This is a genomic window from Streptosporangium sp. NPDC020145 (genome assembly GCF_040631275.1).
Classification (GTDB): domain Bacteria; phylum Actinomycetota; class Actinomycetes; order Streptosporangiales; family Streptosporangiaceae; genus Streptosporangium.
The window spans coordinates 41578-63719 of the sequence record NZ_JBEXZT010000027.1; the positions used below are offsets into that span (position 1 = coordinate 41578).

Sequence of the window (22142 nt, forward strand, 5' to 3'; positions counted from 1 at the left end):
CCCTCCAGGGAAGTCCTCCAGGAAGGGCGGCCGGCCTGTCACCGGTTTGCCGGAGTCGGGCTGGTTGGTCCGTCATCGGTTCGCCGAAGTCGGGACGGCCGGTCCATCGCCGGTGCGCCGGAACCGGGCCGGTCGGTTCGCCATCGGTCCGTCGTCGGCTCGCTGGAGTCGGGCGGGTCGGGACGGAGCAGCGGGAGGTACATCGGGGAGGGACACGGCATGACAGGGCTCACAGCGGGACTCACGGCGGGACGGATCATCGTCGCGCCGGACAAGTTCCGTGGGTCGCTGACCTCTCCCGAGGTGGCCGCCCACGTGGCCGCCGGACTGCGCGCCGCCGCTCAGGGGCGGGTGGCCGTGGTCCGGCTCCCGGTCGCCGACGGCGGTGACGGCACCGTGGAGGCGGTGGTCGCGAGCGGGTTCACCCGGGTCGAGACGGAGGTGACCGGACCGGTCGGCGCGCGGATCCCGGCGGCCTACGCCGTACGCGACGAACGGGACGGCCGGGTCGCGGTCGTCGAGCTGGCCGAGGCCTCCGGCCTGCGGAAACTGCCCGGTGACCCGGCGCCGCTGACCGCCACGAGCCGGGGCGCCGGCGAACTCATCGCCCACGCCGTACGGCACGGCGCGCGGCGGATCGTGCTCGGCCTCGGCGGCAGCGCCTGCACCGACGGCGGCGCGGGCATGCTCCAGGCGCTCGGCGTGCGGCTGCTGGACGCGGCAGGGAACGACCTGCCGCCGGGCGGCGCCGCGCTGTGCGACCTGCGCACGATCGACGCCTCGGGCAGACTGCGCAGCTTCGAGGTCGTCGTGGCGAGCGACGTGGACAACCCACTGCTCGGACCGTACGGCGCCGCGACCGTGTACGGCCCCCAGAAGGGCGCAACCCCCGAGGACGTGGCCGTCCTTGAGGCCGGCCTGACCAGGCTGGTAGCCGTCACCGAGTCCGGCGGTGTCGCGTCCGTGCCGGACACGGCCGGGTCAGGCGGCGCCGTACACGCGCCGGACACGGCCACCCCCGGCAGTGCCGTACACACGACGGGCGTGGCTGTTCCCGGCGGGGCCGTACACGCGCGGGACACGGCCACTCCTGGCGGGGCCGTACGCGTGACGGGTGTGGCGAGCAGGCCCGGGGCGGGGGCGGCGGGTGGGGTGGGGTTCGGCGCGCTGGCCTTCCTCGACGCGGAGATCCGGCCCGGCATCGGCTACCTGCTTGACCTGGTGGACTTCGACCGGCACGTGAGGGGCGCCCGGCTGGTGATCACCGGTGAGGGCTCGATCGACGAGCAGACCCTGCGCGGCAAGGCCCCCGTGGGCGTCGCGGCGGCGGCCGCCAGGCACGGCGTGCCGGTCGTGGCGGTCTGCGGCCGGCGTTCGGTGAGCGAAGCGGAGCTGCGGGCGGCCGGTATCGAGGCCGCCTACGCGCTGACCGACATCGAACCCGACGTACGACGATGCATGACCGAGGCGGGTCCCCTCCTCGAACGCCTCACCACCCGGATCGCCACCAGGTTCGTCACCCCCTGAGACGGTCACCTGGCTCACCCCCTGAGACGGTCACCGGACGATCTCCCCACCCGTCGTCGTTGACGCCGAGGGCCGAACCGGTACCGGAAGGTGACCCTGAAAGGGCCGCGGCGGCGTGATCCGGCCGGACCGGGCGCCGTGGCCTCCGGTTCCCGCCGTGGAGCCGGTCACGGACACGCGGGAACACGCCGGGTACACGGAGGAACGCGGGGCCGTCGTCGCCCCCTTTCACGAGTTCGGCCACGTCGGGGCACGCGGAGACACGTGGGGGCCTCGGTCCCACCGCCTCCACGAGTTCGGCCATGCCGGGGCACGTGAGGGCCTCTGTCGAAGGGCCTCCGGCTTCGCCGTACCGAGGTGGCGTGTCCTGACACCTGACGACCACTCGGGGGAGGCGCCGTTTGGGGAAGTGTCATTCGGGGGATAGAAGGATGTTCCGGCCTGTGATGTCCGAACTTGGTCACTGAGTGGCATTCGCCCAGCTCGTAGGTGGTTTCGGGGAGCTGTGCAGGGCTCTGGGAGCCCCCATCGGTGGTGAAAATCGGGTGACATTTCGCGTCAGATGGCGGAATGTTGAGCGTGAGCGATGAGTTTTGTCGGTGGCACCCGTCAGTCTTTGTACGAACACACTTTCGTGTGTCTCACGGCTGGAACGCCAGCAACGACGTCCTGTCCGACAACCCGATTGAGGTTCCGTGCCCAGCACACAGCTCGACTCACCAGTCAAGCCCGTGACCGTAACCAAGGTGCGCACCCCTGCCGTGATCCGGCTGTTGGTGCTCGCCACGTTCGTGGTCATCCTCAACGAGACGATCATGATCAACGCGATCCCGCGGCTGATGAGCGCGATGAACATCACCGCGCAGACCGCGCAGTGGCTCTCGACGGCCTTCATGTTGACCATGGCCGCCGTCATCCCGATCACCGGCTGGTTCCTGCAGCGGGTGTCCACCCGCACGGCCTACACCGCCGCGATGGGCCTGTTCCTGATCGGTACGGCCCTGGCCACCGTCGCACCGACCTTCGAGGTGCTGCTGGGTGCCCGCATCATCCAGGCGTCCGGTACGGCGGTGATGATGCCGCTGCTGATGACCACGCTGATGCAGGTCGTGCCCGAGGGCAACCGGGGCCGGGTGATGGGCAACGTCACCCTGGCCATCTCGGTCGCGCCCGCGATGGGTCCCACGGTCTCGGGGGTGATCCTCCAGTTCGGCTCCTGGCGGCTGCTGTTCGCCGTGGTGTTCCCCATCGCCGCGCTGATCATGTGGGGTGGGCTGAGGCAGCTCCAGAACGTCGGCGAGCCCAAGTTCAGCACCGTCGACTGGCTGAGCGTGCTGACCGCCGCGGCGGGCTTCGGCAGCCTGGTCTACGGGCTCAGCGGGTTCGAGAGCGGCGACACCCGTACCGCCGTCGGGTTCGTGGTGGCGGGCCTGGTGGCCATCTCCGTCTTCGTCTGGCGCCAGCTGCGCCTGCAGAAGCGCGGCACGCCGCTGATGGACCTGCGCACCCTGCGCCACCGCACCTACACGATCGCGTTGATCATGATGGCGGTGGCCTTCCTGGCGATGATCGGCTCGATGATCCTGCTCCCGCTGTACCTGCAGAACGTCCGTGGGCTCACCGCCCTGCAGACCGGGCTTCTCGTGATGCCGGGTGGTCTGGCGATGGGGCTGCTCGGCCCGACCGTGGGTCGGCTGTTCGACCGCTTCGGCGCCCGGGTGCTGATCGTCCCCGGTGCGATCGGCATCGCGGTCGCGCTCGTCGGGTTCACCCAGGTCACGATGACCATGCCGTTCTGGCTGCTGCTCGGCCTGCACGCGCTGCTGATGGTGAGCCTGGCCGCGACCTTCACCCCGGTGTTCACCCTCGGGCTCGGGTCGGTTCCGGCCTCGCTCTACTCTCACGGCAGCTCGATCCTGAGCACGCTGCAGCAGGTCTCGGCCGCCATCGGCACCGCGCTCGTGGTCACCCTGATGAGCGTGCGGGCCGAGACCCTGAAGGCGACGGGCGCCAGCGACGCGCTCGCCAACCTCGGCGGCATGCGCACGGCCTTCATCGTCAGCGCGGCGCTGTCCGTGATCGTGGTCATCACCGCCCTGATGCTGCCGGCCAGGGCCGCCACCACGACGGAGCACCAGGCGGCCCACGTCTAGGAAAACCGCCTGGGAAGACCGTCTAAGAAGACCGTCGCCGTGGCTCTTCGGGGGTTCGCCGTCATCGAGCGGCGAACCCCGGAGCCGTTGGCGCCTACCTCCCGATCCGCTGATACCGGCGGGTCGCCAGGGGGACGAAGACGACAAGGATCGCGACCGACCACAACAGGACGGCCGCGATCGGATGCTGTAGGGGCCAGGCGTCCTGCGGTACGGCGGCGCCCGGATCACCGAACAGGTCGCGACAGGCGGCGACGAGCGCGCTGACCGGGTTCCACTCCGCGACGAGCCGTAGCCACCCGGGCATGCCGTCGGTGGGCACGAAACCGTTGGACAGCGCCGAGGTCGGAAAGATCACCGGGATGAACGCGTCCGCGGTCTCCGGACGGATCGACAGGCCGGACGGTCACATGGATTCGCCATCGGCGATCTGGGCACGCGTCTCGGAGCCGCAGCGTGCCCGTGAGCGCCTTCTCGACTACGAGATCATCACCAGGGCCTCGGTCGCCATCGCCGACCTCGACGGCCTCGCCCTCAGTCTGCGGTAGCGCCAATTGTCATATAACGCCCAGATCTGACGATAAGCGACCAATCATGATGGGTCCACATATTTCGGTTGGACCGGATTATGCTCTGGGCAGTTCGAAGTGGATCTCCGGAGGTGTCCATGAGGAAGATGACCGTCCGTCGCAAGGGCGCGCTGCGCCTGCTGTCCGGCGCTCGCCGTCTCTGGTTCGAGTGGTGCTGGTAGTTGCCGGTACGGCGGGCGCCCCCGGGTGCCCGCCCCTGCGGCGACCGGCCCGGTTGTGACCGGCCCGACTGTGACCGGCCCCTCTGAGACCCACGAGGACGGCTACGACTGCCACCGCGACGGCGGACCGTACGCCGGGGTCGCCTCCTTCCTCACCCAGGTCGCCGCGGAACGGCCCCGCCTGGCGGCCCGCCACCGGGTCGAGCTGCACGCGATCGCCCCCTGGCTCGACCGTACGGCGCGCCCCGCCGCCGAGGAGGAGCCGATCCGCTTCCACCCCGCCCGGCGCACCGCCTGCCTGGCCTACGGCGCGGCGGAGTTCGTCACGGCCTGGGCGGACACGCTCAAGAACCCGGTCACCGTACGGTTCGACCACGTCGGCGACGCCGACGAGACCACCCGCGAACTGCTGGACGCGCTGGTCCGCGCGGAGCCGTCCACGCTGCGCCTGGACCTGCGGGACGGCGGCGCCCCCCGGCGGGCGGCGGCTGAGCCGACCCCCGAGGAGACGCGCAGGGCCCTCGGCGACAGCCTGGCCCGCGGTTTCTACCACCACGCGGCCAGGACCGCCCGGCGCGGGCGCGCGACGGTTACCCCGGACGGCGACCTGCGGCACTGGTGGGCGTTCACCACCGGCCTGGCCACCGCCCTGGCCGCGCTTGAGCAGGCCGAGGAGGCACTCGACCTCTACCACGAGGCGCGCGCCGTCACCGACGACCCGAAGATCACCACGTCGGCCGCCTACTCCACCGCCATGCTGTACGCCAGGCACCTGCCCACGGCCGGGCAGGACCCGGGGCGGGCCAGACACTGGCTGGAACGGGCACTCGACCTCGCCACCAAGCTGGACGACCCACGTCAGCGGACACTGTCCACCGTCTTCTACGAGCAGGGACTCGCCCTGCTGGACGCCAGGGACGGCGAGCACGCCCGCGCGCTGCGGCTGATCGACGACGGTCTGGCCCGGCTGGCGGCGGTGCTCAGGCCGGGAGAGCGTCCGCAGGACCTGGCCAGGCTGCGCCACAACCGGGCCCAGGTGCACCTGGCCATGGGAGACCGGGACCGGGCCCTGGCCGACCTCGACACCGTGATCGCCCACGACCCGGACAACTGCGAGTACTACGTGGACCGGGCCGCCCTGTACCGCGCGGCGGGACGGTCCAGGGCCGCGATCGAGGACTACGGCACCGCGATCCGCCTGGGGCCGCACCTGCCCGAGGCGTACTACAACCGGGCCGTGCTCCAGCAGGAGCGGGGCCGTACGGCACGGGCCCGCGCCGACCTGGAACGCGTGCTCGCCATCGAGCCGAGACACCTGGACGCCAGGATCGCCCTGGTCAACCTGCTGGTGGAGCGCGGCGCGCTCGACGAGGCCGAGGCCGAGGCGCGGGCCGGGCTCGAACCGGCCCCGGAGGACCCCGCGCTGCTGTGCACCCTCGGGCTGATCCGCTCGGAGCGCGGCGACCTCACCGAGGCGGACGACCTCCTCACCCGGGCCCTGGCCGGGGACTCCGAACTCGTCGAGGCGTGGACGAACCGGGCCGCCGTACGGTTCGAACGCGGTGACGTGGCCGCCGCGGTGACCGACCTGGACCGGGCGGTCGCGCTGTCGGCGGCACCGGTGCCCCGCTACAACCGAGGGAAGGCGCTGGTACGGCTCGGCAGACTTGAGGAGGCCGCGCGGGACTTCGCCGACGCCCTCACCCAGCCGGGCCTCGACCGGGCGCTGCGCCGTGACCTGCGCGCGGAACTGGCCCGCTGCCGTCGCGCATGACGGGATGACCCCGAGGCCTCGTTTTCCGGCCGGGTCGAACCCCACTTTGTACGGTTGCCAATTCATCCAGGCATTACATGCGGATTTATCCGTACACCGTCTGGTTGCGTGTTGTTAAACCGGCCTTGTCAGGCTTTCTTGCTGAAACGAACGTTCCGCACGAACTACAGGAGGTTTGCATGCGCGTGCTCAAGTCCCTGTCGATCGTCGCCGCCGTCGTCATGGCCGTGTTCACCGCCGTCCCGGCACAGGCCGCCACCGGGTGGTCCATGGAGTGGGGCGCGACCGTCACCCAGTCCACCATCGACTGGACATCCGGATATTCCGCCTATGTCTCCGGCCATATCAAGGCGGTGAGCGGCTACCGCGAGGTGTGCTTCTGGGGCCAGAACGGGTCCGAGAAGACCGGCAAAGTCTGCAAATATTCCACCAACGGCACGTACTCCTGGTCCAACGAGCTGCTTCGGATAACCGTCGCCGGTGGTGTGCAGCGCATCTACGCCGACCTGATCGTGGACGGCGACATCGTCCACGAGGTCTGGTGCACCCGCAACGGCTGCAGCCGCAACTGGTAGGACAGGGCGGTTCGGGTACGGCCGCGCGGCGCGAGGAGAAGGCGCGTCGCGCGGCACCCGGCGGTGGTACGCGGCACCCGGCGGTGGTACGCGGCACCCGGCGGTGGTGTGCGGAACCCAGTGGTGGTGCGCGGTGTTCAGCGGTAGTGGAGCGCCGGGAAGCACTCGGGGAACGGCCGCCGCCAGCGGTGCCCGTCCGGCGGCACGTGCGCCTCAAGATGCTCGCGCACCGGCGGCACCATGGCCTTGAAGAAGCGCCGTGGCGTGGCGCGCGGGTTGGTCTCGGCGAGATGGCACAGGGCGTCGGCCCCGGTCAGCAGCGTGTAACGACCCTGGCCCCGGCCGTAGAAGACGTAGGTCGGGGTGCTCCAGCGCCAGGCCGACCTGCCGGTGTTGCGGTTGCGGACGGCGGTGGCGATCAGCCGTCCCCCGGTCCGCCAGGCGGGCAGCGACGGCCTCCCGGTCCGTTCGCCGATCGGCCAGGCGTCGAGCCACACACGGTGCCCGTCGAAGATCCAGCGCACGTCCCAGCCGTGTTCCCGCAGGATGTCGGCGTGGTCGTCGAACACGGTCGGGTGGGGAGGCCGGTGCGCGGGGCGGTGGTTGCGCGGGTCCTGCCGCGCCTGCTGGACGAGTTCGGCGTACTGGACGGGATACCGCTCGACGAGGTGGCGGTGGACCGGCGCCTCGGCCCGGCGGCTTCGCCGGTCCTGCTCGACCAGCGCGGCCCGGACATGGGTGAGGAAGGTGAGCTTGGACGCCCACTTCTCGCGGGACGCGTCGTGACGGGCCTGGATAAGGTGCGGGTCCGGGACGGCGAAGAGGTTGCGCACCCGCACGGGCGTCACCTCAAGACCGATCTCGGTGAACGCCATCGTGCCGATCGCCACCAGGGCCTCGTACCAGCGGGACAGCAGCGCCGGATGGCGGAGCGGGTGGCACACCCCGCTGTCCTTGATGTCGTTGCCGACCAGCTCACGGAAGGCGGTCGTGCCCATCGCCAGCATCCTGGCCACCTCCGGAGGCAGGCCGTCGCCGGCCCCGCCCGGACGGAGCAGCGAGTCGGCCTCCTCCCGATGGGCCGCGACGAGCGCCGCGACCGCCGACGCCGCCGCCCGGTCGGTCGTCAGCCCGGCGTGCGCCTCGACGGTGAGACGCGCCTCGACGCCGCGCTGGCGGATGCGGGCCAGCCGCCGTTCGGCGCGCCGGGTCACCGGATCGTCGAAACCGGAGCCGCGCACGTTGTTCCACCACGACAGCTGGTGGAGCCCCTCCTGCCGGATCAGCACGTCCTCCCAGACCTCGCAGGTCTCGGCGGAGGACAGCCAGCGGCTCAACCCGGAGGGAACCCGGTTGAGGGTGGCCTCGGCCACCGCCAGGAGGCTGATGGTGTCGGGATCGTCGCCGTACTGGTCCCGTAACCCCTCGGGAGTGATGTCGGGGTCGAGCTGTGCGACGTCGGCCAGTCGCATTCGCGTGCCGCTCACCTGATCTCCTCGCCGTAACGGTAGTGGTACGCGCATGTGGATTGGCTTCCTCCCGGCCCTAAAGGACCGGGATTCCCCGTGCCGCTGACGTGGCATGCCGCCGCGCTCGTGGCCGGGGCGGTTGACGCTTCACAGACCGCCTGATGGCGAGGTCTCCACGTCCTGAGACCGCCTGCCCGGCGGCCTTGATGTTCTTGGCGGCGTTCACGTCGGCATGCTCGACATGACCGCAGGAGGTGCAGGCGAACCGCGCTTGGCTCTCACGCGATGCCGCATCCACCACCCCACAAGCCGAGCACGTTTGAGACGTGTACGCCGCCGGGACCTTGATTACCTTGCTGCCGGTGTGCCGAACCGCGTTGTTAACCGCGAATTCCAGCCCGTACCAGCCCTTATCCAAGATCGCCTTGTTGAGGCCGGACTTCTGAGCGACCCGCGAACCGGGTCGTTCGACGGTGCCCTTCGCGCTGGCCGTCATGTTCCTCGTGTTGAGGTCTTCCAGCACGAGGGTGCCGTACCGGACGGTGAGCGTCGCGGCGAGCTGGGCGTTGAAGTCCGCGCGGCGGGACCGGACCCGCCGCATGACCGCGCCCAGTTCGGCCACCACGCGCTTACGCCGATTACCGCCCTTACGGGTGCGGGCGAGCTGCTGCTGGAGGCGGCGGTACCGTTGCGTCTCGCCGCTGGTGATGAACGGCCGGTCGTGGAACGTCCCGTCGCTCGTGGTCGCGGCGACCACCACTCCGCGGTCGATCCCCACAGCCGGGCCGGGATGCGTCTCAGGGGTGGTCTTGCCGTCCTCGACGAGGAACGACACGAACCAGTTCCCGCCGTCGCGGGTGATCGTGGCGGAGCGCAGGACACCGCCGAGTGGACGCGACCAGCGGAATCGGACCCAGCCGAACTTCGGCAGTTTCACCCGGCCCCACCGGCGGCCGATCCGTTCCACGACGATCTGCTTGGCGTCGGGGAACCGGAACGACGGCGACCACCTGCGGTGCGACCGCCACCGGACCTTCCAGGCCCCGTGGGTTTTGACCGCCTGGTCCAGATCCTTGAGCGTCTGCTGGAGCACGTGGGACGGCGCATCCGACATCCAGCCGAAATCCCGTTTGGCGTCGGCGAGTTGCCTGCACTGCTCGGCGTACCCGATGAACGCGCCGCGCCGCCGATACTCCCGGCGCTGCTGCAGACCGGTGTTCCACACCGACCGGCAGATACCGCCGATCTGTTCGGCGAACGCGGTCTGTGCCGGGGTGAACTCGATCCGATACCTGCGGCCGGACAGCATGAAACACCTTCCTCCGCGGAACATCCAAGCCATCCAATGACACTCTGCGAGATCATGATTGAGCGTATGAACGTTCGGGAACTCCGAGACAACCTCGGCCATCGCGTCGGAGCGGCGCACCTGGCCGGGGAGCACACCATCGTGGAGAAGTACAGCGAAATCCAAGCCGTCCTCGTCCCCTACACGTGATGGGCCGAACGGCAGGACGAGCGGGGCGGTTCCGGGCTTACCCCGCCCTGAAGGACAGGGCTTGCGCCCTTCAACGAGAGCGGTCAGCAGGACCGTACACCGGTGACGGCCGATCACATCGGCGATTAGCGCACACCGCCTCCTTTCGGATCGATCAGGTAATCCATATATCCAGAAATATCGGTGTATCAGCGGGCACTGGGCAGTACCTGGGCCTCGGCCTCCTCAAGCCAGCGGAGATACCAGCGGGCGAACCCGAGGGGCATGCCGTCGTCGTCGAACAACGGCTGGAACCCCTCGTCGCTCATGATGCCGTTGGCCCACATCCGGCCCCGCGCCGGACCCGTGACCACCAGGCCCTCCAGATGGGAGCAGCCGGTCATACCCGGCACCTTAAAGGACGGACACGTGAGAAATCGGGCCTGCGATCATGGTCGTCCGGCCCGGTACGGCGGAAGGCGGACGTGGTGTCCATGCGGTTGACGCTGGTGAGGATCGACCCCGAGGTGCTGCGGGCCGTACGGGCGAGGCCCGATCTGGCGGAGGAGATCCTCTCGGGGCACTCCCGGGAGGAGGACGTGTTCACGGACGACTACCTGGCCCTCGGCGACATCGCGGAGGGCAGGGCCGAGGCCGAGCACGGGGACGCGCGGTGGGCGTGTCACTACCCCTGGCTCGCGGCGGCGACCGGCGCGGACGGTGAACACGACCTGCCAGGCCACACGTTCGGGTACGGCCCGCCGTTCGCCCTCGATCCGGAGCGGGTGGCGGAGGTCGCGCGGGGCCTGGCCGGTGAGGGGTGGGGTTTCGCCGCCGCCGGGCAGGACGGGTTCGCGGGCCTCGGCCCGTTCTACACGGCGGCGGCACGGGAGGGCGGGGCGGTCGTGGGAGGGGTGAGCTGACCCTCACGGGAGCCGACCCTCACGGGTGCCGACCCCGTGGGAGCCGACCCTCACGGGACTCGGTTCTCGCGGGAGCCGGCCTTCGCGGGCGATCCGGGCTCTCCTGGAGCCGGTCGTCGCGGCGGCCGGGTCCTCCCGGAGGCGCCCCTCGCGGTCGGGTCGTCCCTTGTGGGAAGGCTGGTCGCCCCTCCCGTCGCCCCTCCCGTCGCCCCGTGTGTCAGGAGCGCGCCTTGGCGGACGCCCTGCGGTTGGCCTTCTTGATCGCGTCGACGAGTTCGGTCTTGGTCATGGACGACCTTCCCGGCACGTCCAGCCGCCTGGCCACGTCGTACAGATGCTGCTTGGAGGAGTTGGCGTCGACGCCTTCGGCGGTCTTCCCGCGCTTGGGAGTGTGCCGGGCCGCCTGCCTGTCGGAGGGGCCTTTCCTGCTCTTGGGCTCCCAGTGGTCGCCGATCTTCTCGAAGGAGTGCTTGAGGGCGGCGTTGGCCGTCCGGTGGGCGCGTTCCCCCTCGCCGTACTCCTTGACCGCGGAGTCGTGGGCCTTGATCCACGTCTCCTGGGCCTTCTTGGGAGAGCGTTTGAGTGTCTCGGGTAGTTCCTGACGGACGGGCATGATCGTCACCTCTTCTCCGGGTCGGATGTTGGCCTCATCCGGGCCATACCCCTCAATCCATCCCGAAACATCATTCAATTGTGAAATCAACAGTTATGTCCTGTTAGCCGATCAGGGGGTGGGGCACGTGGGGGAAATGCCTGATGAACCACGCCAGACACCACCAGAACAGCAGCAGCCGTACCCGGGCAGCAGCGGCGACATGACCCCCGCTCCCCGGGACGAGATGCGCGACTACGAGGGCCGTGGCCTGCTCAGGGACCGGCGGACACTGATCACCGGGGGTGACTCGGGAATCGGCAGGGCCGTCGCCGTGGCGTTCGCGAAGGAGGGAGCGGACGTCGCGATCGCCTACCTGTCCGAGCACGAGGACGCCGAGCACACCCGCAAGCTGGTCGAGGAGGCCGGACGGCGGTGCGTACTGCTGCCGGGAGACCTCTCCCAGGCCGCCCACTGCGCCGACGTGGTGGACCGTACGGTGGGCGAACTCGGCGGGCTCGACGTGCTCGTCAACAACGTCGCCTACCAGCAACCGGTCGACTCGCTCGACGAGCTGGACGACGAACAGTGGGAGTACACCTTCGCCGTCAACATCCACAGCTACTTCCGGGTCACCAGGGCGGCGCTGCGGCACATGGGCGAGGGGTCGGCCATCGTCAACACCTCCTCGATCAACGGCCTGCGCGGCAACAAGACCCTGATCGACTACGCCACGACCAAGGGCGCGATCAACGCCTTCACCTACTCGATGGCGCAGAACCTGCTCGAACGCCGCATCCGGGTCAACGCCGTGGCCCCGGGGCCGGTGTGGACACCGCTCATCCCGGCCACCATGCCACCGGAGAAGGTGGGCAAGTTCGGCGAGCAGGCGCCCATGGAACGGGCCGCCGACCCCGACGAGATCGCCCCGTCCTACGTCTTCTTCGCCTCCGACCGCCTGTCGTCCTACTACACGGGCGAGATCCTGGCCCCGGTCGGCGGCGAGACCCTCCCCGGCTGATCCTTCGAGGTCATCGGGACGGAACGTAGGAGGAGACGACCAGCCAGACGGCGCAGAGGACGACCACGGCCGTCACGGCGACGGTCCGCATCCTGGCGAGGGACCCGGGCCCGACCTCCAACCGGGCGGGCCGGGCGGTCCAGACGACGAGGAGGGCGGCGAGCGGCAGGTGCGACCGTACGAGGAGGAGTTCGTCGAGCAGGAAGACGTCGAGGACCGGGAAGAGGAGAAGGACCGCCGCGACCGTGGCGCCGATCCACCGTGACAGGCCGGTGGCGTGCGCGATCGCGGCCAGGGCGACGAGGGTGACCGGCAGGCCGATCCTGTCGGCCTGGGTGAACCACTGGAGAGCGGCGCAGAGCCACTGGGGAACGTCTCCTGAAGACCCCGGCGCCACGTCGAAGAAGACGGTGAACGAACGTTCGTCGAACGCGGAGACGGGCCGGTCGCACAACGCGCCCCACGCGGCGGGGAGGACGGCCGCCCACGGGGCGAAGCCGTACCGCCTGGTGGGCAGGGGATGCCGGGCCGCCAGGAGCAGGGCCCCGACGGCCAGCGGGTAACAGACGAGCAGAGGCCAGGGGGAGGAGGCCGTACGGATCTGGCCGGTGCACGGGTCGGGGCCGGAGACGAGAAGGCCGAGAACGAGGACGGCGCCGGTCACGAGGGCGGCGGAGAGCACGGCCCTGCGCGAGCCGTACGAGACGAGGCCGGCGACGACGGCCGGCAGCAGCAGGACCCCGAGGAACAGCGCCTCCGCGGGGACGCTCCCCAGCGCGTACGGACCCTCCGGCAGGTAGGGGCTCTCCGAGGAGCAGAACCAGGGGAGGTCGCCTCCGCCGATACCGAAGGCCGTCAGGACCACCGGCCCCGAGACGGCCAGGACGGCGTAGAGGCGCGATGCCACCGCGAGTTCCGGCATCGGCACGTCCTCTCGGCGTCGACGGGCTTAGTGATCTTCAGCGTAGTGGCCGTCCCGGGAGTCCGTCGCCTACGGTGCTGGGGTGCGGAGTTGGGGGCGGGGGGTTGGGGCGGACGTCGTCGCGGCGGTCGCCGTTGTCGGGATGTTCTGGGCGTTGCCGACGGCTCAGGCAGCCGCCTGGCCGTACGTCGCCGTGGGGGTGGTGCTGGCGGCGGTGACCGCGGGGGCGATGGTCCTGCGCGGGCGGCTGCCGTTCGCCGCGACGGTCACCGCGGGGGCCGCGACCGTCGTTGGCGGTGCCCTGGGGGTCTGTCAGGATCCGATGCTGGCCGCGGCCTGGTGTCTTTATCCGCTCGCGGTCGAGCGGGCGCGCCGTACGCGGGTGGCGGTCGTGATGCTGGCGGCCATGTTCGCGGCGCTGGCGCTGGTCGTCGCCGTTCCCGAGGGCGCCGCTCGCGGCCTCGGGGAACGGGTGGTCATCGCGGTGGCCGCGCTCAGCGCGTCGTGGCTGTTCGGCACGACCACCGGCAGACAGATCGAGTCCGCGCGGGAGACGGAGCGGATGCGCGTGCAGCTTGAGGTGGCGCGTGACGTCCACGACGTGGTCGGGCACGCGCTGGGGGTGACGCTGGCGCAGTCCGGGGTGGTCCTGAGCCTCCCCGACGTCGGGGAGGCCGAGCTGCGCGAGACCCTGGCGGAGGTGGAGACCCACACGCGCCGGGCGCTTGAGGACGTGCAGGCGCTGGTGCGGACGCTCCGCGACCCGGACGGCGGCCCGGGGCCGGGCCTCGACGGCATCGCGGCGGTCATCACCGCGACCCGCGCCGCCGGAATCGACGTCGAGACACGGATCAGCCGGGAACTCGGCCTGGGGATCGGCGCGGGGCCCAACCGGGGGCCCACCCGGGAGGGCGGTACGGAGACGGGCGGGAAGCTTGGCGCGGGGCCCACCCGGGAGGGCGGTACGGAGGGCGACGCGGGGCTCGGTCCGGGAATCGGTCCGGAGACGACCGGGAAGGTCGGGGACGGGGTGGGGGCGGTGGCGTTCAGGGTTGTTCAGGAGGCGCTGGGCAACGTGGTACGGCATGCTCCAGGAGCGAAATGCGTCGTTGACGTGCACCGGGAGCGCGACGCCTTGGTGGTCAGGGTCGCCGACGGCGGGGCGCTCGCGGGTCGGGACGCGGCCCGGTCCGCCGGCGCGGGGGTCGGCCTGCGGGGTATGCGTGAACGGGTCCGCCTGGCCGGTGGGACGGTGACCTGGGGCGTCCGGCCGGAGGGCGGATTCGCGGTCGAGGCCAGACTGCCCCTCAACGACCAGGGCCAGGCCACGACGCAGAGGAGAAACCAGGCCGGCGTTCAGGGACAAAGCCAGAACGGTGTTCAGGAGCGAGGCGAGGACGACGTTCAGGGCCAAAGCCGGACCGGTGCTCCGGGGCAAAGCCAGGCCATGGCTCAGGAACAAGACCGGGTCTCGGCCCAGGGGAGAAGTCAGGCCGCGGTTCGAGGGCGAGACGAGGACGGCGTTCAGAGGCAAAGCCAGGCCGGTGTTCAGGGGCGGGGTTTCGAGGGAGGTGATGATGTCCGCTGAGGTGGTGTCGGTCTTTCTGGCCGACGACGACGCGGGCATGCGTGGGGCCTACCGGAAGCTGTTCGAGCGTACGGCGGGCTTCCGGTTCGCCGGGGAGGCGGCCGACGGGCTTGAGGCGGCCAGGCTGGTCACCGCGCTGCGACCGGATGTGGCGCTGCTCGACGTGCAGATGCCGGGAACCGACGGGATCGAGGCCGCGCGGCGCATCGTGGCCGACACGACCACCAGGGTCGTCATGCTGACCACCTTCGACCTGGACGAGTACGTGCACCGGGCCCTCACGGTCGGGGCCTCGGGCTTCCTGCTGAAGAACGCCTCCCCGGCGGAGATCCTGCGGGCCGTCCGTACGGTCCACGAGGGCAACGCCATGCTCGCCCCCGAGGTGACGGCGCGGTTGCTCGACCGGTTCGCGCCCGAGCGGCCCGTCGAACGGCACCCCTTCGCCGAGCACGTCCTGTCCGAACGAGAACTGCAGGTCATCCGGCTGGTCGCCAGGGGCCGTTCCAACCAGCAGATCGCCGACGAGCTGTTCCTGAGTCTGGAGACGGTCCGCACCTACCTTCGCCGGATGTTCGCCAAGCTGGGGGTCAACGACCGTACGCACCTGGCGGTGCTCGCCCACGAGGCGGGACTGCTGCGCGAACCCCGGTAACCGTCCGCTCTCGAACACCACGGGTCGGGGCGGTCGGTGGATGTCCACTTTCGGGTGACGCGGGGTCGGGGTGACGGGGAGCACGCTGGACGTCCGGATCCCAGGCGACGCGAGGCGGGCGATGATCGAGGTTTCACGGCTCAGCAAGCGCTACGGCGCGAAGACGGCGGTCGACGACGTCAGCTTCACCGTACGGCCGGGCACGGTGACCGGCTTCCTCGGCCCGAACGGCGCGGGCAAGTCCACCACGTTGCGGGTGCTGCTCGGTCTCGACCACCCGACGAGCGGCACCGCGCTGATCGACGGCAGGCCGTACCGCGACCTGAGCCATCCGTTGCGCAAGGTCGGGGCGCTGCTCGACGGGGCGGGGCCGGTGCCCGAGCGTCGCGCGATCGACCATCTCACGTGGATCGCGCAGAGCAACCGCATCCCCCGGAGCCGGGTACGGGAGGTGCTCGACCTGGTCGGCCTCGGCGACGCGGCCAAGCAGCGGGTCAAGAAGTACTCCCTCGGCATGGGGCAGCGCCTCGGCATCGCCGCGGCGCTGCTCGGCGACCCGGAGATCCTGGTGCTCGACGAACCGGTCAACGGGCTCGATCCGGACGGCATCCGCTGGGTGCGCACCTTCCTGCGGGAGTTCGCGGCCTCCGGCCGTACCGTGCTGTTGTCCAGCCACCTGATGGCGGAGATGGCCGAGACGGCGGACGAGGCGGTCGTCATCGCCCAGGGAAGGATCGTCGCGCGCGGCTCGATCGAGGAGATCACCGAGGGGCACGCGTCGCTGGAGACGGCCTTCTTCGCGCTCACCGGCGGCCAGGTGGGGTGGTGAGCGCCGTGTTCGCAGCGACCAGGGCCGAACTGACGAAGATCGTCACCCTGCGCACGGTGTGGATCGTCACCGGTGTGATCCTCGCCCTGCACCTGCTGGTCTCCTACGCGAACGTGGGGATCAACATCGAGGCGGTGCGCGCCATCACCCCGGACGGCATGATCGAGCTGTTCGCCGACGACCCGCAGCCCGCCAACCGGGCGATCGTCGACTTCCTGGTGGCGTCGTCGTTCCAGATGGGGCTGTTCCTGCCCGGCCTCGGGGCGGTCATCGCCGGACAGGAGTTCCGTACCCCGCAGCTCGGGCAGACGCTGCTCGCGGTGCCGCGCCGGGGGCGGCTGATCGTCGCCAAGACCGTCGCGGCCACCGTCTACCTGCTGTTCGTGGCCGTGGTCGTCGCCGGGGTCAGCACGGCGTTCATGTACGCCGCGGTCAGGGACTGGAATCCGGGCCTGCTGGTGAGCCCGGGAGCCTGGGTCGGGCAGGGGAAGTTCGTCGCCTTCGCGGTGCTGACCGGCCTGATCAGCTTCGCGATCACGGTGATCGCCCGCAGCACCCTCACGGGTGTCGCGGTCACCGTCGGGCTGATCGCGGTCACCATGACGCAGCTCCTGGCCGTGTTCTCCCCGGCCCTCGACGCGCTGTTCCCGCTCAGCGCGGGCCGCAACCTGCTGCTCAACCCGGTGGAGAACACGCTCTCCGCGGGGCCGGGACACGCCATGGTGGTGCTGGTCGCCTGGCCTTTGGTGACCACGGTCGTGGCCGCCTTCCTGCTCGCCAGGAGGGACGCGCGATGACGAACCTGCCACGCGACGGGGAGCACACGCGACTCCCACGCGGCGAGGGGAACGGGCGACCCCCACGGGGCGACGTCCCCGCGCGACTCCCGCGCGCCGGAGAGGAAACGCGGCTCCCCCGTGACGAGGAGAACGCGCGATGACCGGTCTCTCCGAACGGCGGGAGGCGATCGGGCTGGCCGACCTGGTGCGCGCCGAGTTCACCAAGATCCGCACCCTGCCCGCGACCTGGATCGCGCTGGCCGTCACCCTGGTGGCCAACACGCTGCTGGGCCTGCTCGCGGCCTCCGACACCGTGCGCGTCGCCTCCCAGGGCGGACCGGTCGCCATCGCCCAGCTCGGCACCGTGATGCTGGCCCCGGTCTACGCCTTCGTCGCCGTCCCGGTCTTCGCCGCGGGCAGGGAGTACGGCGGGCAGCTGCGGGTCAGCCTCATCGCGACGCCCGACCGCAACCGGTTCTTCCTGGCCAAGCTCCTGGCCGGCGCGGGGACGGCCGTCGTGGCGGCGACGGCCGTGCTGCTCCCCGGTCTTCTCGTACGGCAGGCGGTGGACGGCCTGCCCGCCGAGGTGACGGCCTATCTGCTGCTCGGCCTTCTCGGGTGTGGTTTCGCGGTTCTGGCCAGGACGGTCGTCACCCCGCTGGCCGTACTGTTCATCCTGCCGATCCTGGTCTCCCCGATGCTCGCGGGCCTGCTGCCCGGCCTCGTACGGCTGCTGCCGCACGAGGCGACGCTGAGCTTCCTCGGCGCCCCCACGAGCCCGGTGCTGGCGCTCAGCCGTCCCGCCGGTTTCGGGGTGCTCCTGGCCTGGGCCGCGGTGTTCGTCGGCGCCGCCTGGGTGGTCACCGTACGGCGGGACAGCTGAGGGGTGTCACGACTGGTGCAGCAGGTTCGCCCGGATGACCACGGCGACGAGCGCGTCCCGGCCCGCTCCCTTGGGGAGCCGCAGCTTCTCGCTGACGTACTTGATGTGGGCGTCGACGGCACGCGGGCTGATGGACCGGTAGCGGGTGCGCAGCTTGTCGGCGATCTCCACGGAGGTGGGCAGGCTCGCGTCCATGGTGCCGTTCAGCCTGTCGCGACAGAGTTCGGACAGGACGGAGAAATAGGTTGAACGGCGGTCGAGCAGCGGACGCGGTGGCGGCGACTGGCACATCACCAGGCGGTCCTGGGAGGTGTACTGCGGCTCGTAGCCGAAGACGGCCACTTTGGGGGCGTTGGGTGAGGGGGCCAGTTCGATCTGCGCCAGTTCGAACGGGACGGGCACGTCGCGGCGTCCGGGTTCGACCACAAGGTACTGGTACCAGTCGTCCATGTTCGTCACGGTCATCGGTGCCTCGCCGGACAGGTTGCTCAGCGACCAGAATCCGGTGTGGGCGGTGACGCGGCCGATCGCCGGTGGCAGTTCGTCGGTGTCGATGCGCAGGTCGACCCTGCAGTGTCCGCAGCGACAGGCTCCGATCGTGGCGGACTGCCCGGCGGTCAGGCTGATCTGGGTGGCCGTCTCACCGATCTCGGCGGGGCCCTGGATCGTGATCTTCTTGTTCATCGCTTCCCCGTTGTTCTTCATGGCTCCCCGTGCTGATCAAGAAACTCTGGGGTGTGGCCGTACGTCGCTCCTCGGATCGTCTCGTCGGTGTCCTCGGGCAGGCCTACGGAGGAGCCGCCGCGGTGGCGACGCCGACCGGTCGGCTGCTGTGCGAAGCGAGAATCGTCACCTCCCGATGATGTCGTCCGGTCTGGACAGGTCACAGCGTCCTTTTTGTAGTTTTATGCCAGCCTGAAAACGGGCGAACGGCCGGAGAATTCACCATCAGGCAGCCGAAAATCACCCTTAATGTAAGACATGTGCGCTCATGGCTACAAGGGTGGCCGCAGGGGTGAAGCGGCTGATCGGGACGCACTGTTAATGGGTGTTCTCAGACGCGCCGGAAGCTGGGAGAACTCCATATCCGTTCGCATTGACTACGGAGAGTCATTGCGGTCACGTGCGACAGTGAACCAGATCACTAATCGGTCGGCACGCGCGCGTGTATCAATGATTTTCCCCAACGGCAACCGGACGACTTCTCGGATCGCCGAGATTACCCCGGGCGGACGGGCGGCTTAGCTTTCTGTGTGGGCACCGGCCGGTGCCGACGCACCAACGACCCACATGAGAGAGGAGTACACCGTGAGTGACTACACCGCGCCCACGCTGACCCGGATCGGATCGTTCGAGGACGTCACCAAGAGCCTCGGCAGCGCCCGTGAGCACGACATCCTCGGCTTCCGCGCGCTGATCGTGATCCACCCGCCGGCGTAACCCGCGAGGGACGGCTGAGCGCGGGCACGGAGCAGCAGACACCTGCTCCGTGCCCGTCCAACCCTACCCAATTCCCATCGACGCGGAACACGATGAAAAGGCCGGGAATTTCGCCATGCCTGTGGTAGTCCTGCCAGACATCCCTTTGCGTCCCGCACTCGTGAACGAGATCGTCGAGCACGCGGGAGAGATCCTGTTCCGACATCCATCGGGATTCCCGTGGATCATCGGCGGCGACGGCCGTGGGATCGTGCGGGCGGGAAACAGGGATATCGACGTCATTCTCCTGGGAAACAGCGGAACGGCATTCACAGAAAGCGATCTTGCCCGGCTCGTCGGCGACAGGAAAACGGTCAGGGAACTCGATTCGGTCGCCGAGCGGCTCGTCGAGGGCGACCTCCTGCTCTTCGCCAGAGAGAACACGCGCATGCGCTCGCAGGGCCCGCTCCTGCTCACCCGCGCCCTGTGCTGGGCCATGGTCGACGGGGTGCCCCTGATCTCCGACGACCAGCACACGCTCAGGACCCTGGCCCGGCTGCGCCCCGACCCGGCCGTCCTGGCGAGCAGGCTCACCGACGCGGAGATCACACACGCCTACGGACTCAGGAGCGTCTGGGAGGGCGTGCACGTCACCGGCCCCGGCGAGTGGCTCGACTCCTGGAACGACCGCGCCCCCGCCCGCACGGTGTGGTGGCGACCGCCCCACCCCGGCCGCTCCGTGGACGACCTCGCGGAGGAGCTGCGCGGGGCCGTCACCGAGGCGCTACGCCTCAGAACGGCGGGACACCAGGAGATCAGCGCCGACCTGTCCGGCGGCCTCGACTCCACGACGCTCTGCTTCTTCCTCGCCGACCTCGGCCTCAAGCCGCACACGCTCTTCCTCGCCTCGGCCAACGTCGCCAACAACGACCACCGATGGGCGGGCCGCGCCGCCGCGGAACTGGGCGTCGACCACCACAGCGTGCCGTACGGCTCGGTCATCCCGCACCTGCTGGACGAGCGGACGGGCACGGTGGCCACGGCGCCGGAGGGGCCGGGCATCGCCAACGCCGCGCTGGCCTCGGTCTCCATGATCGAGGAGGTCATGAAGGAGACCGGGACCACGCTGCACCTCAACGGTCACGCGGGCGACGCCCTGTTCGGCTCGGTCTCCACGATGCTCTGGTCGCTGTTCCACTCGCGGGAGAAGGGGCGCTACCGCCGTACGTGGCGGTTCCGGGTGCTCAACCGGCACCCGCTCGGCCAGACCGTCCGGATGCTCGCCGAGCGGGGCTCCTACCTGGACGACCTGCGCAGGATCGCCCGGCACGACTTCGGCGTCCGTGACGAGGGGGTGGCCGCCTACTCCCGCTGGGTGCCGCTGCCGAAGGTGCACCCGGCGCTGACCGAGACCGCCCGTGAACACCTGCGACGACTGGCCGCCGACGCGGTGCTCGGGGAACGGGGAGCCTTCTCCGAGGACCGTACGGTCAACCAGATCCTCGACTACCTCGTGGTGCACGGCAACGTCGTACGGCGGATGAACCAGGCCGCGACCCCGGGCGGGATCACCTTCGACAGCCCGTATCTCGACCGGCGCGTCGTCGAGGCCGCCCTGGCGCTCGGCGTCGGCGCGCGCAGCCACCAGTACCCGGCCAAACCGCTGCTCGCGGCGGCCAGGCCCCCGGCGATGGCGCTCGACTACTTCACCAGGCCGGACAAGGGCGACTACACCGCCGAGGTGTTCGCCCAGCACCAGGCGGTCAAACCGGTGCTGCGAAGGCTCTTCGCCGACGGCTCCGCCCTTGAGGACCTGGGCCTGGTCTCCGCCGAACGCGTCCTGCGCCTGGCCGAGCGGTACACCACGAGCGGGACCGCCTACACCGACCTGGACAACATCGTGATCGCCGAGCGCTGGCTGCGCTCCGTGGGACAGGGGGAGTGACGACCGTGGTTCACCTCAGGCAGGGCCTGTCGATCGTCGAGGTCGAGGACGGCAAGGTCATCCTCGACACCAGACGCGGCGTCTACTGGCACCTCAACCAGACGGCGATCACGATGGTCGAGGAACTCGGCCGGGGCCGCGCCCTCGACGACCTGGTCGGTCAGATCGCCAGGGAGACCGGGGCCGACGCCGAGCGGGTCCGCTCCGACCACCTGGCCCTGTTCGACGAACTGCGCCGCGCCAAGCTCATCGAGGGGAAGCTGTCGTGAACGGCCTGCCGAAGGAGCCCTTCACGAGCCCGCCGACGGGATCGCCCGCCATGGAAGGCCTGTCGGCGGGATCGCTCGCGACGAACGGCTTCCTGACAGGTTCGCTCAGGATGAGCGGCCTGCCGGCGGGGTGGTCGCTGTGAGCGCGCCGATCATGCCGCAGCGCCGGGTACGGCTGCGCCGCAGGCCCGCCGTCGCCGCCAGGACCGCCGCCGCGCTCGCCCTGCCGCTGTCCAGGCTCTCCCCGCACCTGCTGCGCCGCGTGCTGAACCTGCTGGTCAGGGGCACCCGGCCACCCGTGGCGGCGGACGTGCTCGCCTGGCGGGACGCGGTCAACAGCGTCAGCCGCCGCTGCGCGGGCGAGGGCTGCCTGCAACGCTCGGTCGCGGTCATGCTGCTCGGCCGCCTGTACGGCGCGCCGCCCGCGTGGAAGACCGGCTTCCGGCCCGACCCCTTCGTCGCGCACGCCTGGGTCGAGGTGGACGGAGTGCCGATCGGAGAGCCCGAGGTGGTGGCGCACTTCCACGCCGTCATGTCGGTCCCCCACCGCTGACCCCCACAACTTCCTGAAATTTCCGGAAACGAGGTCGTATA

Annotated in this window: 25 protein-coding genes; 18 read left to right on the forward strand and 7 right to left on the reverse strand. The window is 70.3% G+C overall.

What is annotated here, in order from left to right; translation table 11 throughout:
• The first annotated feature begins 219 nt into the window (after positions 1-219).
• Both ABZ463_RS33875 and ABZ463_RS33880 read left to right on the forward strand, forming a co-directional pair.
• On the forward strand, positions 220-1527 hold the full coding sequence (locus ABZ463_RS33875; protein ID WP_362782479.1) for a glycerate kinase: 1308 nt from the start codon (positions 220-222) through the stop codon (positions 1525-1527).
• A gap of 746 nt (positions 1528-2273) precedes the next feature.
• The gene (locus ABZ463_RS33880) at positions 2274-3680 is read left to right on the forward strand and encodes an MDR family MFS transporter (RefSeq protein WP_362782482.1); all 1407 of its coding nucleotides are present in this window, start codon (positions 2274-2276) and stop codon (positions 3678-3680) included.
• A 94-nt stretch (positions 3681-3774) separates the two neighbouring features.
• Here the strand turns inward: ABZ463_RS33880 and ABZ463_RS33885 are convergent, their stop codons facing one another.
• Positions 3775-4038: an ABC transporter permease gene (locus ABZ463_RS33885; protein ID WP_362782486.1), complete on the reverse strand. Its 264-nt coding sequence runs from the start codon at positions 4036-4038 to the stop codon at positions 3775-3777.
• Between the two features lie 52 nt (positions 4039-4090).
• On the opposite strand from ABZ463_RS33885, the gene ABZ463_RS33890 reads away from it, so the two are divergent.
• The 3 genes from ABZ463_RS33890 to ABZ463_RS33900 all read left to right on the forward strand — a co-directional run bounded on the left by ABZ463_RS33890 (position 4091) and on the right by ABZ463_RS33900 (position 6780).
• The gene (locus tag ABZ463_RS33890) at positions 4091-4228 is read left to right on the forward strand and encodes a hypothetical protein (RefSeq protein WP_362782489.1); all 138 of its coding nucleotides are present in this window, start codon (positions 4091-4093) and stop codon (positions 4226-4228) included.
• 273 nt (positions 4229-4501) lie between these two features.
• Positions 4502-6205, forward strand: coding sequence for a tetratricopeptide repeat protein (locus tag ABZ463_RS33895; protein ID WP_362782491.1), 1704 nt, complete (start codon positions 4502-4504; stop codon positions 6203-6205).
• Between the two features lie 179 nt (positions 6206-6384).
• Entirely contained in the window at positions 6385-6780 is a 396-nt protein-coding gene (locus ABZ463_RS33900; protein ID WP_352012922.1) for a hypothetical protein, read from the forward strand.
• A gap of 137 nt (positions 6781-6917) precedes the next feature.
• On the opposite strand, the gene ABZ463_RS33905 is transcribed toward ABZ463_RS33900, so the two are convergent.
• On the reverse strand, positions 6918-8267 hold the full coding sequence (locus tag ABZ463_RS33905) for a hypothetical protein (RefSeq protein ID WP_352012923.1): 1350 nt from the start codon (positions 8265-8267) through the stop codon (positions 6918-6920).
• Positions 8268-8325: 58 nt separating this feature from the next.
• Complete coding sequence (locus tag ABZ463_RS33910) at positions 8326-9558, reverse strand: transposase (protein ID WP_362782496.1); 1233 nt, start codon at positions 9556-9558, stop codon at positions 8326-8328.
• Positions 9559-9624: 66 nt separating this feature from the next.
• Between ABZ463_RS33910 and ABZ463_RS33915 the strand changes: the two genes are divergently transcribed.
• Positions 9625-9747 (forward strand): hypothetical protein, encoded by a 123-nt coding sequence (locus ABZ463_RS33915; RefSeq protein WP_362782499.1) that lies wholly within the window; start codon positions 9625-9627, stop codon positions 9745-9747.
• 188 nt (positions 9748-9935) lie between these two features.
• Here the strand turns inward: ABZ463_RS33915 and ABZ463_RS33920 are convergent, their stop codons facing one another.
• Positions 9936-10130 (reverse strand): hypothetical protein, encoded by a 195-nt coding sequence (locus ABZ463_RS33920; RefSeq protein WP_362782502.1) that lies wholly within the window; start codon positions 10128-10130, stop codon positions 9936-9938.
• Positions 10131-10214: 84 nt separating this feature from the next.
• Between ABZ463_RS33920 and ABZ463_RS33925 the strand changes: the two genes are divergently transcribed.
• Positions 10215-10649 (forward strand): hypothetical protein, encoded by a 435-nt coding sequence (locus ABZ463_RS33925; RefSeq protein WP_362782504.1) that lies wholly within the window; start codon positions 10215-10217, stop codon positions 10647-10649.
• A gap of 217 nt (positions 10650-10866) precedes the next feature.
• On the opposite strand, the gene ABZ463_RS33930 is transcribed toward ABZ463_RS33925, so the two are convergent.
• Entirely contained in the window at positions 10867-11262 is a 396-nt protein-coding gene (locus ABZ463_RS33930; protein ID WP_352012927.1) for a ChaB family protein, read from the reverse strand.
• A 136-nt stretch (positions 11263-11398) separates the two neighbouring features.
• Here ABZ463_RS33930 and ABZ463_RS33935 point away from each other — a divergent pair, with 136 nt between their 5' ends.
• Positions 11399-12262, forward strand: a complete 864-nt coding sequence (locus ABZ463_RS33935) for an SDR family oxidoreductase (protein WP_362782507.1) — start codon at positions 11399-11401, stop codon at positions 12260-12262.
• Positions 12263-12272: 10 nt separating this feature from the next.
• Here ABZ463_RS33935 and ABZ463_RS33940 read toward each other — a convergent pair whose 3' ends face one another.
• Complete coding sequence (locus ABZ463_RS33940; RefSeq protein ID WP_362782509.1) at positions 12273-13184, reverse strand: hypothetical protein; 912 nt, start codon at positions 13182-13184, stop codon at positions 12273-12275.
• Positions 13185-13266: 82 nt separating this feature from the next.
• Here ABZ463_RS33940 and ABZ463_RS33945 point away from each other — a divergent pair, with 82 nt between their 5' ends.
• The 5 genes from ABZ463_RS33945 (at position 13267) to ABZ463_RS33965 (ending at position 17915) form a co-directional block, all read left to right on the forward strand.
• Positions 13267-14772 carry a histidine kinase gene (locus tag ABZ463_RS33945; protein WP_362782512.1) on the forward strand — a complete coding sequence of 502 codons (1506 nt, stop codon included), beginning with the start codon at positions 13267-13269 and terminating at the stop codon, positions 14770-14772.
• On the forward strand, positions 14762-15424 hold the full coding sequence (locus tag ABZ463_RS33950; RefSeq protein WP_352012931.1) for a response regulator transcription factor: 663 nt from the start codon (positions 14762-14764) through the stop codon (positions 15422-15424). The genes ABZ463_RS33945 and ABZ463_RS33950 overlap by 11 nt, the downstream gene beginning before the upstream one ends.
• Before the next feature lie 121 nt (positions 15425-15545).
• The gene (locus tag ABZ463_RS33955) at positions 15546-16253 is read left to right on the forward strand and encodes an ABC transporter ATP-binding protein (RefSeq protein WP_352012932.1); all 708 of its coding nucleotides are present in this window, start codon (positions 15546-15548) and stop codon (positions 16251-16253) included.
• Positions 16250-17050, forward strand: a complete 801-nt coding sequence (locus tag ABZ463_RS33960; RefSeq protein ID WP_362782516.1) for an ABC transporter permease — start codon at positions 16250-16252, stop codon at positions 17048-17050. The genes ABZ463_RS33955 and ABZ463_RS33960 overlap by 4 nt, the downstream gene beginning before the upstream one ends.
• A gap of 139 nt (positions 17051-17189) precedes the next feature.
• The gene (locus tag ABZ463_RS33965) at positions 17190-17915 is read left to right on the forward strand and encodes an ABC transporter permease (protein WP_362782519.1); all 726 of its coding nucleotides are present in this window, start codon (positions 17190-17192) and stop codon (positions 17913-17915) included.
• Between the two features lie 6 nt (positions 17916-17921).
• On the opposite strand, the gene ABZ463_RS33970 is transcribed toward ABZ463_RS33965, so the two are convergent.
• Positions 17922-18599, reverse strand: coding sequence for a hypothetical protein (locus ABZ463_RS33970; protein WP_352012935.1), 678 nt, complete (start codon positions 18597-18599; stop codon positions 17922-17924).
• A 624-nt stretch (positions 18600-19223) separates the two neighbouring features.
• On the opposite strand from ABZ463_RS33970, the gene ABZ463_RS33975 reads away from it, so the two are divergent.
• The 5 genes from ABZ463_RS33975 (at position 19224) to ABZ463_RS33995 (ending at position 22101) form a co-directional block, all read left to right on the forward strand.
• A complete protein-coding gene (locus ABZ463_RS33975; RefSeq protein ID WP_352012936.1) occupies positions 19224-19355 on the forward strand; it encodes a lasso RiPP family leader peptide-containing protein in 132 nt (43 codons plus the stop codon).
• A gap of 160 nt (positions 19356-19515) precedes the next feature.
• On the forward strand, positions 19516-21279 hold the full coding sequence (locus ABZ463_RS33980) for an asparagine synthase-related protein (protein WP_362782523.1): 1764 nt from the start codon (positions 19516-19518) through the stop codon (positions 21277-21279).
• Entirely contained in the window at positions 21276-21548 is a 273-nt protein-coding gene (locus ABZ463_RS33985) for a PqqD family peptide modification chaperone (protein ID WP_352012938.1), read from the forward strand. Before ABZ463_RS33980 ends, ABZ463_RS33985 begins: the two co-directional genes overlap by 4 nt.
• Complete coding sequence (locus tag ABZ463_RS33990; protein ID WP_362782527.1) at positions 21545-21691, forward strand: hypothetical protein; 147 nt, start codon at positions 21545-21547, stop codon at positions 21689-21691. The genes ABZ463_RS33985 and ABZ463_RS33990 overlap by 4 nt, the downstream gene beginning before the upstream one ends.
• The gene (locus ABZ463_RS33995; protein ID WP_362782530.1) at positions 21688-22101 is read left to right on the forward strand and encodes a lasso peptide biosynthesis B2 protein; all 414 of its coding nucleotides are present in this window, start codon (positions 21688-21690) and stop codon (positions 22099-22101) included. Before ABZ463_RS33990 ends, ABZ463_RS33995 begins: the two co-directional genes overlap by 4 nt.
• Positions 22102-22142: the final 41 nt, after the last annotated feature.